Source organism: Streptomyces sp. adm13(2018), assembly GCF_008042145.1.
GTDB lineage: Bacteria > Actinomycetota > Actinomycetes > Streptomycetales > Streptomycetaceae > Streptomyces.
The window spans coordinates 39,025-52,161 of the sequence record NZ_RDBH01000071.1 but is presented as its reverse complement, the minus strand read 5'-3'; the positions used below and the strand labels follow the sequence as shown (position 1 = coordinate 52,161).

The 13,137-nt window shown below is 73.9% G+C and carries 13 protein-coding genes and 1 riboswitch; of the genes, 3 read left to right on the top strand and 10 right to left on the bottom strand.

What is annotated here, in order from left to right; genetic code table 11:
• Positions 1 to 1,516, top strand: a 1,516-nt coding sequence (locus EAO70_RS06445) for an amino acid permease (RefSeq protein ID WP_410091104.1), incomplete at its 5' end; no start/stop codon positions are given.
• Between the two features lie 81 nt (positions 1,517 to 1,597).
• Here EAO70_RS06445 and EAO70_RS06440 read toward each other — a convergent pair.
• Complete coding sequence (locus EAO70_RS06440) at positions 1,598 to 2,356, bottom strand: GntR family transcriptional regulator (RefSeq protein WP_148002049.1); 759 nt, start codon at positions 2,354 to 2,356, stop codon at positions 1,598 to 1,600.
• Between the two features lie 185 nt (positions 2,357 to 2,541).
• Here EAO70_RS06440 and EAO70_RS06435 point away from each other — a divergent pair, with 185 nt between their 5' ends.
• Positions 2,542 to 3,882, top strand: a complete 1,341-nt coding sequence (locus EAO70_RS06435; RefSeq protein ID WP_148002048.1) for a DUF2252 domain-containing protein — start codon at positions 2,542 to 2,544, stop codon at positions 3,880 to 3,882.
• 131 nt (positions 3,883 to 4,013) lie between these two features.
• Here EAO70_RS06435 and EAO70_RS06430 read toward each other — a convergent pair whose 3' ends face one another.
• Positions 4,014 to 5,405 (bottom strand): FAD-dependent oxidoreductase, encoded by a 1,392-nt coding sequence (locus EAO70_RS06430; protein WP_148002047.1) that lies wholly within the window; start codon positions 5,403 to 5,405, stop codon positions 4,014 to 4,016.
• A 195-nt stretch (positions 5,406 to 5,600) separates the two neighbouring features.
• On the opposite strand from EAO70_RS06430, the gene EAO70_RS06425 reads away from it, so the two are divergent.
• Entirely contained in the window at positions 5,601 to 5,990 is a 390-nt protein-coding gene (locus EAO70_RS06425) for a hypothetical protein (protein ID WP_148002046.1), read from the top strand.
• A gap of 11 nt (positions 5,991 to 6,001) precedes the next feature.
• On the opposite strand, the gene EAO70_RS06420 is transcribed toward EAO70_RS06425, so the two are convergent.
• From EAO70_RS06420 to dhaL, 8 genes are all read right to left on the bottom strand, one after another.
• The gene (locus EAO70_RS06420; RefSeq protein ID WP_148002045.1) at positions 6,002 to 6,538 is read right to left on the bottom strand and encodes a PadR family transcriptional regulator; all 537 of its coding nucleotides are present in this window, start codon (positions 6,536 to 6,538) and stop codon (positions 6,002 to 6,004) included.
• A 32-nt stretch (positions 6,539 to 6,570) separates the two neighbouring features.
• Positions 6,571 to 8,586, bottom strand: coding sequence for an NADPH-dependent 2,4-dienoyl-CoA reductase (locus EAO70_RS06415; protein ID WP_148002044.1), 2,016 nt, complete (start codon positions 8,584 to 8,586; stop codon positions 6,571 to 6,573).
• Positions 8,587 to 8,828: 242 nt separating this feature from the next.
• Positions 8,829 to 9,689, bottom strand: coding sequence for an energy-coupling factor ABC transporter ATP-binding protein (locus EAO70_RS06410; RefSeq protein WP_148002043.1), 861 nt, complete (start codon positions 9,687 to 9,689; stop codon positions 8,829 to 8,831).
• Entirely contained in the window at positions 9,686 to 10,435 is a 750-nt protein-coding gene (cbiQ, locus tag EAO70_RS06405) for a cobalt ECF transporter T component CbiQ (protein ID WP_148002042.1), read from the bottom strand. The genes EAO70_RS06410 and cbiQ overlap by 4 nt, the downstream gene beginning before the upstream one ends.
• A gap of 6 nt (positions 10,436 to 10,441) precedes the next feature.
• Positions 10,442 to 10,948 carry an energy-coupling factor ABC transporter substrate-binding protein gene (locus EAO70_RS06400; RefSeq protein WP_148002041.1) on the bottom strand — a complete coding sequence of 169 codons (507 nt, stop codon included), beginning with the start codon at positions 10,946 to 10,948 and terminating at the stop codon, positions 10,442 to 10,444.
• Positions 10,945 to 11,643, bottom strand: coding sequence for an energy-coupling factor ABC transporter permease (locus EAO70_RS06395; RefSeq protein WP_148002040.1), 699 nt, complete (start codon positions 11,641 to 11,643; stop codon positions 10,945 to 10,947). Before EAO70_RS06395 ends, EAO70_RS06400 begins: the two co-directional genes overlap by 4 nt.
• Positions 11,644 to 11,671: 28 nt before the next feature.
• A riboswitch (cobalamin riboswitch) is annotated at positions 11,672 to 11,879 on the bottom strand.
• A gap of 91 nt (positions 11,880 to 11,970) precedes the next feature.
• A complete protein-coding gene (locus tag EAO70_RS06390; RefSeq protein ID WP_148002039.1) occupies positions 11,971 to 12,429 on the bottom strand; it encodes a PTS-dependent dihydroxyacetone kinase phosphotransferase subunit DhaM in 459 nt (152 codons plus the stop codon).
• Entirely contained in the window at positions 12,426 to 13,124 is a 699-nt protein-coding gene (dhaL, locus tag EAO70_RS06385; protein WP_148002038.1) for a dihydroxyacetone kinase subunit DhaL, read from the bottom strand. The genes EAO70_RS06390 and dhaL overlap by 4 nt, the downstream gene beginning before the upstream one ends.
• Between the last annotated feature and the right edge of the window lie 13 nt (positions 13,125 to 13,137).

The window sequence follows — 13,137 nt, the reverse complement described above, 5'->3', positions numbered from 1 at the left end:
CCCCACCGACGCGCCGCGCAAGCCACCCCCGGCCCAGGACGAGGAGGCGCGGCTCAGGGAGCTGGGCTACCAGCCCGTCCTCGCCCGCCGCATGGGCGGCTTCGGGAACTTCGCGATCAGCTTCTCGGTCATCTCCGTGCTCTCCGGATGCATGACCCTGTACGGCTTCGGCCTGGGCACCGGGGGCCCCGCCGTCATGCTGTGGGGCTGGGTCGGCGTCGGCGTGTTCGTGCTGTGCGTGGGTCTCGCGCTCGCCGAGGTCACCAGCGCCTACCCGACCTCGGGCGCCCTCTACTACATGGCCGACCGGCTCGGCGGGCGCCGCTGGGGCTGGTACACCGGCTGGCTGAACCTGCTCGGCCTGCTCGGCGCCATCGCGGGCATCGACTACGGCGCCGCGCTCTTCACCGGCGCCTTCCTCAACCTCCAGTGGGGCTTCGAGCCCACCGCGGGCTCCACCTTCCTGATCTTCCTCGCGATCCTGCTGCTCCACGCCGTCCTCAACCTCTTCGGCGTCCGCCTGGTCAGCGTGCTCAACTCGATCAGCGTCTGGTGGCACCTCGCGGGCGTGGCCGTCATCGTCGGCGCCCTGGCGTTCGTCCCGGACCGGCACCAGTCGGTCGACTTCGTGTTCACGGAGTTCGTCAACGACACCGGCTGGGCGAACCCGTTCTACGTCGCAGCGGTCGGCCTGCTCCTCGCCCAGTACACCTTCTCCGGCTACGACGCCTCGGCGCACCTCTCCGAGGAGACCTCCAACGCCTCCGTCGCCGCCTCCCGCGGCATCGTGCGGGCCATCTGGGTCTCCTGGCTCGCCGGCTTCGCCCTCCTCGCAGGGCTGACCTTCGCCATCCAGGACTACTCCGCCACGCAGAACAGCGCCACCGGCGTCCCGCCCGCCCAGATCTTCCTGGACGCGCTCGGCACCGGCGGCGCCACCGCCCTGCTCCTCGTCGTCATCGTCGCGCAGCTCTTCTGCGGCAACGCCGAGGTGGCCGCCGCCAGCCGCATGGTCTTCGCGTTCAGCCGCGACAACGCCCTGCCCGGCTCGACGATCTGGCGCAAGGTCAGCGGCCGCACCCAGACCCCCGTCCCGGCCGTCTGGCTCTCCGTCGCGGTCGCCGCGGTGCTCGCCCTCCCCTCGCTGTACTCCGCCACCGCCTACGGCGCCGTCACCGCGATCAACGTCATCGGCATCACCCCCGCCTACGCCATCCCGATCTACCTGCGGCTGCGTGCCGGCAAGCGGTTCACCCCCGGCCCCTGGAGCCTGGGGCGCTGGAGCAGGCCGATCGGCTGGACGGCCGTCGCCTGGGTGGCGTGCGTGACCGTGCTGTTCTGCCTGCCGCAGAAGTCCCCGGTGACGGTCGACACCATGAACTACGCCGTGATCGCACTGGCCGTCGTGCTCGTCCTGGCGAGCGTCTGGTGGTACGTGGCGCGCCGGTCGTACGGCACGCCGACGACGTACGGCAACGCCCGCGAGGAGGCGGAGATCTCCGAGGGCATCATCTGACGGAGGCCCGGGCCACGCCCGGACCGGCGCCGTCGCGGGAGCCGGCCCCCGTCCCCGTACCGGACGGGGACCGGCTCGCCGTCAGGCGCTGAACTCGTAAGTCCAGGCCGCGGACTGGGCCGAGAAGTCGATGTCCGTGATCTCCAGCGCGTGCCCGTGCTGATCGCTCACCACCCGGTGGACGAGCAGCCGAGCCGCGCCGCCGGGCGCCGTCGCGGTCGGGCCCGGCACGCCGACCGACTCCCGGTGCGTGACCCGCAGGCCCGCCTGGTGCATCCAGTGGTACAGCAGCCGCAGGTCGGGCTGCCGGCGCCGGTCGCGCCCGGGCCGGTAGCGGGCGAGCTGGGGGATCTCGGTGAGCGCGGGCCGGGAGAACCAGGACACCGCCCGCTGGAGCGCCGTCCCCTGCGGCCCGAGCACCACGTGCCGGTGGACCAGCGTCGGCTCGCCCGGGGCGAGCTGCAGCCGCGCCGTCAGCGGGGTGGGCGCCGGCTCCCAGGTGAGCGAGGCCCGGACCAGGGCGTCGGCGGCGCGGGGACCGCCGGGGAAGGTCCGCCGGACGGCGCCGGCGGCCGGAGCGGTGGGCTCGCTCCCGCCCTCGGTCCCGGAGGCGGCGAAGGTGCCGCGCCGGTCGGTCACCACGAGTCTCTCGTCCCGCAGCAGTTGGAGCGCGCTGCGCACCGTCTGCCGGTTGACGTGGTAGCGCTGGGACAGGGATCGTTCCGAAGGAAGCCTGGCGCCGGGGGAGATGCGGCGGTGGGCGAGGTCCTCGCGCAGCGCGGCGGCGACCCGGAGATAGAGCGGCGCTTCTGCCGCCGCCTCGGATTCGGGCTCGGCCATGTTCATACCCTCTCTTCACTCAAAGTGACCACATGGGCCGTGTGGGTGATCAATTCCTATCATTGGTCTAAACCATTTTGCCAGTGCCGCCCCGCAGAGTGGCCGAAACGAGCGAGTCGCCTTGTAATGAGGTGCCAGGTGACGGGGGTCGGACCGCGACCGACGGGAAAGGCGGGTGAGGCCGGATGATGACACCGTCCGAGCGTGCCGAGCGGGGCAGGGCCGCCCGCAAGCGCGCCCCCCGCTCCTCCCACGGCCGCTGGATACCCAGCGCGCAGCGCCCCGACCCCGTCGACGTGCTCGAACGCCAGGCCCAGGACCGGCTGCCCGAGCTCGCCCCCCTCCGGTACGGCCGGATGGCGTCCTCCCCCTTCGCCTTCCTCCGCGGCGCGGCCGCCGTCATGGCCGCCGACCTCGGCGCCCAGCGCCACACCGGACTCACCGTCCAGCTCTGCGGCGACGCCCACCTCCTCAACTTCGGGGTCTACGCCTCACCCGAACGGACGCTCCTCTTCGACGTGAACGACTTCGACGAGACGCTCCCCGGACCGTTCGAGTGGGACGTGAAACGGCTCGCCGCCAGTGTCACCGTCGCGGCCCTCCAGAACGGCGGCAGCCGGCCCAAGGCGCACCGCGCGGCGCTCGTCGCCGTGGAGTCGTACCGGAACGCCATGCGCCGCCTCGCCGACCTCGGGGAACTCACCGTCTGGTACGAGCGGATCGCCGCCGACGACCTCGTCCCGCTGGTCCGCCGCGACGAACGCGCCCGGTTCGAGAACCGGCTCGCCCGCGCCCGTCGGCGCACCAGCCTCCACGCCCTCGCCAAGCTCACCGAGACGGACGCGACCGGCGCCCGGCACATCGTCGACGACCCGCCGCTCCTCGAACGCACCACGGACGTCGACCGCGTCACCCTCGGCAAGATCTACCACGACTACCGCAGCTCGCTCGCCGAGGACCGGCGGGTCCTCCTGGACCGCTTCCGCTTCCTGGAGGCCGCCCGCAAGGTCGTGGGCGTCGGCAGCGTCGGCACCCGCTGCTTCGTGCTCCTCCTCGAAGGCCGCGACGACTCCGACCCGCTCATCCTCCAGATCAAGGAGGCCGGCCGCTCGGTCCTGGAGCCGTACCTGGAGCCGAGCGCGTACGACCACCAGGGGCACCGCGTCGTGTCCGGACAGCGCCTCATCCAGGCCGCCGGCGACATCTTCCTCGGCTGGACGACCGGGCCCGAACGACGCCACTTCTACTGGCGCCAGCTCCGCGACATGAAGGGCTCCGCCGAGGTGGAGACCATGTCCCCCGCCATGCTGCGGGACTACGCGCGGCTCTGCGGACGCGCCCTCGCCCGCGCCCACGCCCGCTCCGGCGACCGCATCGCGATCGCGGCCTACCTCGGCCGCTCCGACGTCTTCGACCGCTCCCTCGCCGACTTCGCCCTCGCCTACGCGAGCCAGAACGCCGACGACCACGCGGCACTCGACGGGGCCATCGCCGCGGGGATGGTCACCGCGGCGCCGGGGGCCTGAGAAGGAGCCGCCCGCGGCGACCGTGGCCTGACGAGGAGCGCCCGCGGCGACCACGACCTGACGTGGAGCCGCCCGCGGCGACCCCGTCGGCCGTGCCTCGTCGCGGAGGCCCGGTCGACGGCGTGCTGCCGCTACGCGTCCCGGCGCAGCGGCGGCTCCGCGGGCGTCCCGGGAGCCGGCCCGAACAGCACGGCCCGCGCCACCGAAGGAGCGAAGAGACGTGTCAGCGGGGCCGTCAGGGTGATCGCCTCGCGGTACGGCGCCCCCACCTCCGGATCGCCCGCGGCCCGCTCCACCACCCGGCCCAGGTACCAGCCGACGGCCCGGTCCAGCGGACCCGGCCGGGCCGCGTCACCGGTCGCGCCCGGCATCTTCTTGTCCGCGCCCGCCGAGATGTCCCAGGCCTGCCGCGAGGCGTCGAACAGTGCCCGCTGCACCCTCCGGGTCGTCGGAGTGCGCCTCGGATCGGCCAGCGCCGCACGCAGCGCCACCGCCGTGAGGGCGGCGACGGCCATGCCCTGCCCGTAGATGGGATTGAACGAGCAGAGCGCGTCGCCGACCGCGAGGAAGCCGGCCGGACGACGCCCGGGACGGTCGTACCGCCGCCGGACGTTGGCGCCGCCGCGGAAGCCGTACACCGGGGACACCGCCTCGGCCCGCGCCATCCAGTCGCTGATCACCGGGTGCGGCAGCCGCTTCGCGTACTCCTCGAACGCGCCCTCCTCCGTGGGCGGTTCGTCGCCGCGCAACCCCGACAGGGTCACCAGGTGACGGCCGTCGCCCAGCGGCAGCACCACGCCCCCGTACACCTGGGTGGGGTGCGGCACGATGTAGTAGCCCCGGGCGTCGGTGCTCCCGTCCTCGGCGGGAGCGCGGTACACCCGGGTGCCGTACGCGAGCCCCGTGTCCAGGGTCTCCTCGTGCGGCGCCTCCGCGCCGATCCCCGCCAGCCAGTCACCGGCCCGGGTGGTCCGCCCGGAGGCGTCCACCACCAGATCGGCCGCCAGCGTCCGGGTCGCCCCGCCGGCCCCCTTGCCCCGCTCCCGCAGCCGTACGCCCCTGACCCGCGAGGAGTCACCGGTCAGACCCACGGTCTCGGTGCCCTCGACCAGCTCGATCCGGGCATCGGCCAGCACCCGCTGCCGCACCAGCCACTCCAGCTGCGGCCGCGCGCCGGTGTAGTGCTGGACGGTGGCGGGCGTGCGGCGGAACCATCTGCCGTTCTGCCACTGGACCATGTCGCCGGGAGCGCCCACCGTCGGCGCCCCCAGGGCCGCCAGCTCGTCCGTGAACCCCGGCAGCAGCTCGTCGAACGCCCGCTGCCCACCGGCGATCAGGACGTGCAGATGCCTGCCCTGCGGAACACCCGCCCGTGTCTCCGGCCCCTCGGGCAGCCGGTCGCGTTCGACGACCGTGACCCGCTCCGCGTGCTCGGCCAGCACCCGGGCGGCCAGCAGCCCGGCGAGACTTCCCCCGATGACCACCGCGTGACGTGTCGCGCGGTGCCCCAAGTCGTCGGCCATACCCGCCCTTTCGTGTCGTGGATCTCCAACGGCCCAGTATCCACCGGGGTCCACGCCGAAGGGCTCCGCCGCCACTGCGTTTCGGCCGCGTGGGCGCAGCTAGGGTGGACGCATGACACACGTTCGTTCGAGGGGACCCATGGGCTTCCGGTAGCCCGCCAGGAGACACCTGGCGGTGCCCACCGACGGAGTCCCATGGCACGCACCGCCCACCACATCCCCGGCTCGCGCCGTTGGCCGACCGACGAGCAGCGGCCCGGGGCCCCTTGGCGTTCCCTCGTCCACTACGACCTCCGCCACGACAGAGCCCGCCGCGCGGACGACGGCGACGACCGGGAACGCCCGCGCCCGCGCGCCGTACGGCGCGCCGTGGCCTTCCGCAGCTGGCCCCGCTTCAACCGGGACGCCGGCGTCGCCCGTACGTCCGCGCGGGAGGAGCGCCGGGCCAGGCAGCGGCTGCGCGCCGGGACGGGGCGGCTGCTGCACCTCGTGAACAACCCCGGCGGAACCGTCGACCCGGACGCCGCGGACCTCCTCGACATCCCGCCCGCGCACCACCGCCACGCGTCGCTGTGGCTGGCCTAGGCGTCCGGGGGCTACTCCGAACCGAGTTCCGCCAGCGCCCCCGTCAGCCACTCCACCCAGAAGCGCTCCATCTCGATCCCGCCCCGCAGGACGAGGTGGCGCAGCCGGTCGGGCTCCGAGTGGCGGCGCTCGCTCGGGAAGTCGCGTACCTCGATCGCCAGGTACTCGTCCAACTGCTCCCGGTGCAGCGCCAGATGACGGTTCAGCTCGGCGCCCAGCCCGGAGGCGCCGACGACCGCGGCCGCCCGCATCCGGAGCAGCAGCGCTGCCCGCATCGGCTTGGGGTCCTCCGACCTCGCCACCCAGCTGCCGAGCTCCTCGCGGCCCGCGGGCAGCACCTCGTACTCCTTGCGCTGTCCCCGCACCGGCACCGGGGCGGGCAGGGCCCGGATCTGCCCCGCCTGCTCCAGCCTGCCCAGCTCGCGGTAGATCTGCTGGTGCGTGGCCGACCAGAAGTAGCCGATCGACCTGTCGAAGCGGCGCGTCAGTTCGAGGCCGGAGGACGGCTTCTCGAGCAGCGCGGTCAGGATCGCGTGCGGGAGGGACATGAGCGCATCCTAGAAGTGGCCGGCCACGGCGGTCACAGGGTGGCCGCGAGCCGGGTGCCCTGGTCGATGGCCCGCTTGGCGTCCAGTTCGGCGGCCACGTCGGCGCCGCCGATCAGGTGCGCCGTGCGGCCCGCCGCGATCAGCTCCTCGTAGAGGTCGCGGCGCGGCTCCTGGCCCGCGCAGAGCACGACGGTGTCGACGGGCAGCAGCTGACCCTCCCCGCCGATCGTGAGGTGCAGACCCTCGTCGTCGATCCGGTCGTACGACACCCCCGCGACCATCGCGACGCCGCGGTGCTTGAGCTCGGTGCGGTGGATCCACCCCGTGGTCTTGCCGAGTCCGGCGCCGACCTTGGTCTCCTTGCGCTGGAGCAGGTGCACCTGGCGCGGCGGCGCGGTGCGCTCCGGGGTGCGCAGACCGCCCCGGTTCTCGTACGAGGTGTCGACGCCCCACTGGCGGAAGTACGTCTCGGGGTCCTGGCTCGCGCCCTCCCCGCCGTCCGTCAGGAACTCCGCGACGTCGAAGCCGATACCGCCCGCGCCGATGATCGCGACCCGCTCGCCGACGGGCGCGCCGTCCCGCAGCACGTCCAGGTAGCTGAGGACGCTCGGGTGGTCCTCGCCCGCGATGCCGGGCGTCCGGGGCGAGACGCCGGTGGCGACCACGATCTCGTCGAAGGCGTCCAGATCGCCGGCCCCGACCGGGGTGTCCAAGCGCACGTCGACCCCGCGCTCGGCGAGCTGGACACGGAAGTAGCGGAGCGTCTCGTCGAACTCCTCCTTGCCGGGGACCTTCTTCGCGATGTTCAGCTGGCCGCCGATCTCGGAGGCCGCGTCGAACAGGGTCACGGAGTGGCCGCGCTCGGCCGCCGACACCGCGCAGGAGAGCCCGGCCGGGCCCGCGCCGACGACGGCGATCCGCTTGGCGCGCCGGGTGGGGGAGAGGACCAGTTCGGTCTCGTGGCAGGCGCGCGGGTTGACCAGGCAGGACGTGATCTTCAGGTTGAAGGTGTGGTCCAGGCAGGCCTGGTTGCAGCCGATGCAGGTGTTGATGGTGTCGGCGCGGCCGGCCGCTGCCTTGGCGACGAAGTCCGGGTCGGCGAGGAAGGGGCGGGCGAGCGAGACGAGGTCGGCGCGGCCGTCGGCGAGGATCTCCTCGGCGACCTCGGGGGTGTTGATGCGGTTGCTGGTGACGAGCGGTACGGAGACCTCGCCCATCAGCTTCTTGGTGACCCAGGTGTAGGCGCCGCGCGGCACGGAGGTGGCGATGGTGGGGATGCGCGCCTCGTGCCAGCCGATGCCGGTGTTGATGATGGTGGCACCGGCCGCCTCGATCTCCTTGGCGAGCCGGACGACCTCCTCCAGGGTGGAGCCGCCGGGCACGAGATCCAGCATGGAGAGGCGGTAGACGAGGATGAAGTCCTCGCCGACGCGCTCGCGGATCCGGCGGACGATCTCCAGCGGGAAGCGGACGCGGTTCTCGTAGGAGCCGCCCCAGCGGTCGGTGCGCTGGTTGGTCGCGGCGGCGATGAACTCGTTGATGAGGTAGCCCTCGGAGCCCATCACCTCGACGCCGTCGTACCCGGCCTCCTTGGCGAGCTCGGCGCAGCGTGCGTAGTCCTCGACGGTCTGCTCGACCTCGGCGTCCGTCAGCTCGTTCGGTACGAAGGGGCTGATGGGGGCCTTGAGGGCGCTGGGCGCGACGAGCGCGGGATGGTAGGCGTACCGGCCGAAGTGCAGGATCTGCATCGCGATCCGGCCGCCTTCGGCGTGCACGGCGTCGGTGATCAGCCGGTGCTCGGCGACCTCGTCGGCGGTGGTGAGCTTGGCGCCGCCGTCCCAGGGGCGGCCGGCGTCGTTGGGCGCGATGCCGCCGGTGACGATGAGGCCCGCGCCGCCGCGGGCCCGCTCGGCGTAGAAGGCCGCCATGCGCTCGAAGCCGTGCTCGGTCTCCTCGAGCCCGACGTGCATGGATCCCATGATCACCCGGTTGGGCAGGGTGGTGAACCCGAGGTCGAGCGGGCTCAGCAGGTGCGGGTACGGGGTCATGCGGGCGCCTCCTCGCGCAGGATCGTCGCCCTCAGTTCTAGGGGACCGCCTCTCGTTATGCAACTAGTTGCAGAAGATTCGGGACGTGACGTCTACTACTCGGTAGCTTTCCGGGTGGGGCGCGGCGGGGCGCCGGGGTGCCGGGCGGGGATGCCGGGTGCCTTGTGCCGCGCGGGACGGCGGGTGCCGTGTACGTGCCCGGCGCCGTTCCTGGCGGGCGCGGGGGAGCCGCGCCCCCCGGCCTAGTCCGTCCCGCGCCGCGCCGCCGCCGCTCCGAGCCACGCGTCCAGCTCCTCCGCCGTGCGCGGCTCGGCCGCCCCCTCCGGAAGCAGTCCATGCCGGCGGAGCAGCCGGGCCACCGCCGTGCCCCAGGGCCGGCGCAGCCGGGCCTCGTCGAGCAGCCCGTCGTCCGCGAGCAGCTCCGCGACCGGCCCGGTCCGCAGTCCGGCCGGGGCGAGCACCGCCGCCTCGTCCGCCCAGCGCAGGGCGAGGTCGACGTCGTGCGTGGCCATCAGCACCGTCGTACCGCCCTCCCGCAGCCGCCCGAGCGCGTCGAGCAGCCGTTCCTGCCCGTGCGGGTCGAGCCCGGCGGTCGGCTCGTCCATGATCAGGACGCGGGGCCGCATCGCCACCGCGCCCGCGATCGCCGCCCGCTTGCGCTGCCCGTACGACAGCAGATGCGTCGGCCGGTCCGCGAGCGCCGTGATGTCCAGCGCCGCCAGGGCCTCGCCGACCCGCCGCCGTACCTCGTCCTCGGGCAGCCCCAGGTTCGTCGGTCCGAACGACACGTCCTGCTCCACCGACGCGGCGAACAGCTGGTCGTCCGGATCCTGCACCACCAGCTGGACGGTGGTCCGCAGCCGGGTCAGCCCCTTCCGGTCGTACGCCACCTCCGTCCCGTCCAGGCGCAGCGACCCGCTCGCACACCGCAGGCCGCCGCTGAGCAGCCGCAGCAGGGTCGTCTTGCCGCTGCCGTTGCGGCCGAGCAGGGCCACCGCGCGTCCCTCCGCGACGGCGAAGTCCACACCGGCCAGGACCGGGGGCCCGTCCTCGTAGGCGAAGCCGGCCTTCACCAGTTCCACGACAGGGGTCGGAGACGTCATGGAAGGAGCCTTTCCAGTACGAGGGTGGCGGCGACGAGCCCGGCGAGCAGGCCGCCCGTCGCGGCGAGGAACGGACGGGAGACCGTGCAGGCGGGCACCAGGACCCGCAGCGTCCCGTCGTACCCGCGACCGGCGAGCCCCGACTGGAGGCGCTGGGCGCGGTCGAAGGCCCGTACGAACGCGGTGGCGCCGAGGCCCGCGAGCGAACGCCAGGTCGCGGCCCGCGTGGTGTGCCCGAGCCGGGCCGCCTGCGCCTGCCGGATCTTGGACATCGCGTCGAGCAGCAGGAAGATGATCCGGTACATCACCAGTGCCACGTCCACCACCGGCGCCGGCACCCCCGCGCGGACCAGCCGGGGCAGGACGTCGGACACCGGTGTCGTGAAGGCGAAGAGCAGTACGCCGAGCGACGCCGAGGCCGTCCGCAGCAGCAACTCGCCCGCGTGCACCGGGCCGTCGGGTGCCAGGGCGACGAGCCCACGGCCGCCGCCCACCTGGAGGAGCAGCGGAATCGCGCCGGTGACACAGAACCCCAGGGGAATGCGGAACGCCCGCCACAGCGCTCGGCCCGGCACACCGGCCGGGCCGAGCAGCACCGCGAGCGTGGCCGTCGCGACGAGTGCCGCGCCCGGCCACGGCGGCAGACCGACCGCGCACAGGGTGAGCCCGAAGCCGAGGAACGCCTTCTCGGCGGGATGGCGACGGCGCCAGCGACTGCTGTGCGCCGCCGCGTCGATCGGCAGCATCCGCGGTTACGCGCCCGGTCCGCGGCCGGATCCTCCGCCGCCGGCCGTCCCTGCGCCGCTGCCGCTCCCGGTGACCGGTGTGTCCGTGCGGGAGGCACCGGCGGCCCCGGGCGCGTCGGTTGCGGACCCGTGGGCCGCGGACCCGTCGGCACCGGACTTGTCGGACCCGTCGGCCCCGTCGGCCAGGTCGGCTCCGGAGTTCTCCGCGACGGCCTGCGCGGCCCCCTGCCGACGGCCGCGGCGCAGACCGAAGTAGTACGCCAGGACGCCGGCGCCGAGGGCGGCCTGCAGGGCGAACAGCGCGGACTCGATCTCCCCGGACGGGGGTTCGTAGAGCGGGCTGAACCACGGTTCGTAGTCCGGCCGCAGCTCCGTGATCGCGGTCTCGGCCTCCGCGTCCGCCCCGACGAAGGGCTCCTCCTTGTGGTCCCCGAGCCCGAGGGCCAGCGGCAGCACCGCGAGCGCGGCGACGACGAGCAGCAGCAGGGCGTTGATCTTCGCGTTCCGGCTCATCGCGCGGCCGCCTCCTCGCGTCGCTCCGGCGTGCGCCCGGCGAGGACGCCGAGCCGGACCAGGTCGCCCTTGCTGGACTGGGTGAGCAGGCGCATCACCAGCACGGTGAGCAGGCCCTCGCTCACGGCGAGCGGGATCTGCGTCACGGCGAAGATCCCGCCGAACTTGGCGAGCGCGCCGGGGATGCCGCTGCCCGGGTCGGGGAAGGCGAGCGCCAGCTGGACGCTGGTCACGCAATAGGTCGACAGGTCGGCGACGAACGCGCCGAAGAAGACGGCGACCATCAGCGGCGCGCCGAACCGGCGCAGCAGCACGTAGGCGCCGTAGCCCGCCCAGGGCCCGACGATCGCCATGGAGAAGACGTTCGCGCCGAGCGTGGTCAGCCCGCCGTGGGCGAGCAGCAGTGCCTGGAACAGCAGGGTGATGGTCCCCAGGACCGCCATGATGGGCGGCCGGAACAGGATCGCGCCCAGACCCGTACCCGTCGGATGGGAGCAGCTGCCGGTCACCGACGGCAACTTGAGTGCCGACAGGACGAACGTGAAGGCGCCGGCGGCGCCGAGCAGCAGGGTGGACTCGGGGTTGGACCGTACCTCGCGGGTCAGCGCGCGGACCCCGTGGACGACGAACGGCGCGGACGCGACGCCCCAGGCGGCCGCGTGCACAGGGGGTAGGTACCCCTCGGCTATATGCATGGTCGGGAGACCCTCTCCAGCACCTCGTGGATGGACAACGCACCCTGGCCGGTCTCCTGGCTGACGGTCATTCCGTCCGACTCCGCCTTCCCACACCACGGCGGTCTCCCGACGTGGTCCAGTGGCGTCCCCGAGGGCGTTCCCCGCGGGGGTGGAGCCGGACCTCCCGATCACAGTGGCGAGGGCCGCACCGGTACTGCACCGGTTTCCCGTACACCAAGGCCCTGCGACATTAGTGCGTTGACCTGCTGGATCACAACACGGCCAGTACGGGGTGCGGCCCCGCGCTCACTCCCCGCGGTCGACGGCCGCGGGGGGCTCTCTCCGTCAGTCCTTGCGGTACGCGTACGCCTCCGCGGCCGCGGCCGCCACGGCGTCGAGGTCCCCGCCGGCGCCGGCGGTGACGTAGGCGGCGACCGCCCCCTCGACGAAGGGCGCGTCCACGAGCCGGGTGCCCTCGGGCAGTTCGTCGCCCTCGGCGAGGAGGGCCTTCACGGTGAGCACCGCACTTCCCAGATCGACGAGAACCGCCACCCCCGTGCCGCGGTCGGCGGCCTTCGCCGCCTCGGAGATGAGGGCGGAACTCGTCCCGAGACCGCCGTCGGGGGTCCCGCCGGCGGGCACGATCGGGGCGAGGTCGACACCGCCCGCGAGCCCCCGGGCCAGCTCGGCGACGGCGACCGCGACGGCAGCGCTGTGCGACACGAGCACGACACCGACAGGTCCACGGGGGCTGGTCGCACCGGCTTCGGCACTCCCACCGCCGGCCACGGTTCCGCCGCTCATGCCGCCCCCTCGGCGTCGGACTGCGTCTCATCGGGGGCGACCTCACCGCGGGCGACCTCATCGGGGGCGACTTGGCCCCGGGAGGCCTCGCCCCGGGCGACCTCGTCGAGCGCGGCGAAGAGCAGGGCCGAGGACGTGGCCCCCGGGTCCTGGTGCCCCACCGACCGCTCACCCAGATAGCTGGCCCTGCCCTTGCGCGCCCGCAGGGGTACGGTCGCCAGGGCGCCCTCCTCGGCGGCCGTGCGCGCGGCGCCGAACGAGTCCCGCAGCCCGTCCACCGCCGGGGTGAGCGCGTCGAGCATCGTCTTGTCGCCGACCTGCGCCCCGCCGAGCTGGGACACGGCGGCCACGCCGGTGCCGAGCGCCTCGGCCAACTGCTCCCGGGTGACACGCGGGTCGTCCCCGAGGGCCTTGCCGGTACGGCGGAGGAGCGTGCCGTACAGCGGCCCCGAGGCGCCGCCCACGGTGGAGATCAACTGGCGTCCCGCGGCGGCGAGGGCCCCGCCCGGCGTCGCCGGCGGGTCCTCGGCGAGGGCGGCGGTGACGGCGGCGAATCCGCGCCGCAGGTTGGCGCCGTGGTCGGCGTCGCCGATGGCGGAGTCGAGTTCGGTGAGCCGGTCGGCCTCGCGGTCCACGGCTTCGGCCACGGTGGCCAGCCAGCGGACGAGGAAGGCGGCGTCGAAGGTCTGTGTCATGTCGGGCTCCTGT

What these genes read in the sequence shown, in the direction of transcription:
- EAO70_RS06440 (WP_148002049.1), bottom strand. Translation starts at nt 2,356, where the DNA reads ATGGCCGAGCCCGAATCCGAGGCGGCGGCAGAAGCGCCGCTCTATCTC.
- EAO70_RS06435 (WP_148002048.1), top strand. Translation starts at nt 2,542, where the DNA reads ATGATGACACCGTCCGAGCGTGCCGAGCGGGGCAGGGCCGCCCGCAAG.
- EAO70_RS06430 (WP_148002047.1), bottom strand. Translation starts at nt 5,405, where the DNA reads ATGGCCGACGACTTGGGGCACCGCGCGACACGTCACGCGGTGGTCATC.
- EAO70_RS06425 (WP_148002046.1), top strand. Translation starts at nt 5,601, where the DNA reads ATGGCACGCACCGCCCACCACATCCCCGGCTCGCGCCGTTGGCCGACC.
- EAO70_RS06420 (WP_148002045.1), bottom strand. Translation starts at nt 6,538, where the DNA reads ATGTCCCTCCCGCACGCGATCCTGACCGCGCTGCTCGAGAAGCCGTCC.
- EAO70_RS06415 (WP_148002044.1), bottom strand. Translation starts at nt 8,586, where the DNA reads ATGACCCCGTACCCGCACCTGCTGAGCCCGCTCGACCTCGGGTTCACC.
- EAO70_RS06410 (WP_148002043.1), bottom strand. Translation starts at nt 9,689, where the DNA reads ATGACGTCTCCGACCCCTGTCGTGGAACTGGTGAAGGCCGGCTTCGCC.
- cbiQ (WP_148002042.1), bottom strand. Translation starts at nt 10,435, where the DNA reads ATGCTGCCGATCGACGCGGCGGCGCACAGCAGTCGCTGGCGCCGTCGC.
- EAO70_RS06400 (WP_148002041.1), bottom strand. Translation starts at nt 10,948, where the DNA reads ATGAGCCGGAACGCGAAGATCAACGCCCTGCTGCTGCTCGTCGTCGCC.
- EAO70_RS06395 (WP_148002040.1), bottom strand. Translation starts at nt 11,643, where the DNA reads ATGCATATAGCCGAGGGGTACCTACCCCCTGTGCACGCGGCCGCCTGG.
- EAO70_RS06390 (WP_148002039.1), bottom strand. Translation starts at nt 12,429, where the DNA reads ATGAGCGGCGGAACCGTGGCCGGCGGTGGGAGTGCCGAAGCCGGTGCG.
- dhaL (WP_148002038.1), bottom strand. Translation starts at nt 13,124, where the DNA reads ATGACACAGACCTTCGACGCCGCCTTCCTCGTCCGCTGGCTGGCCACC.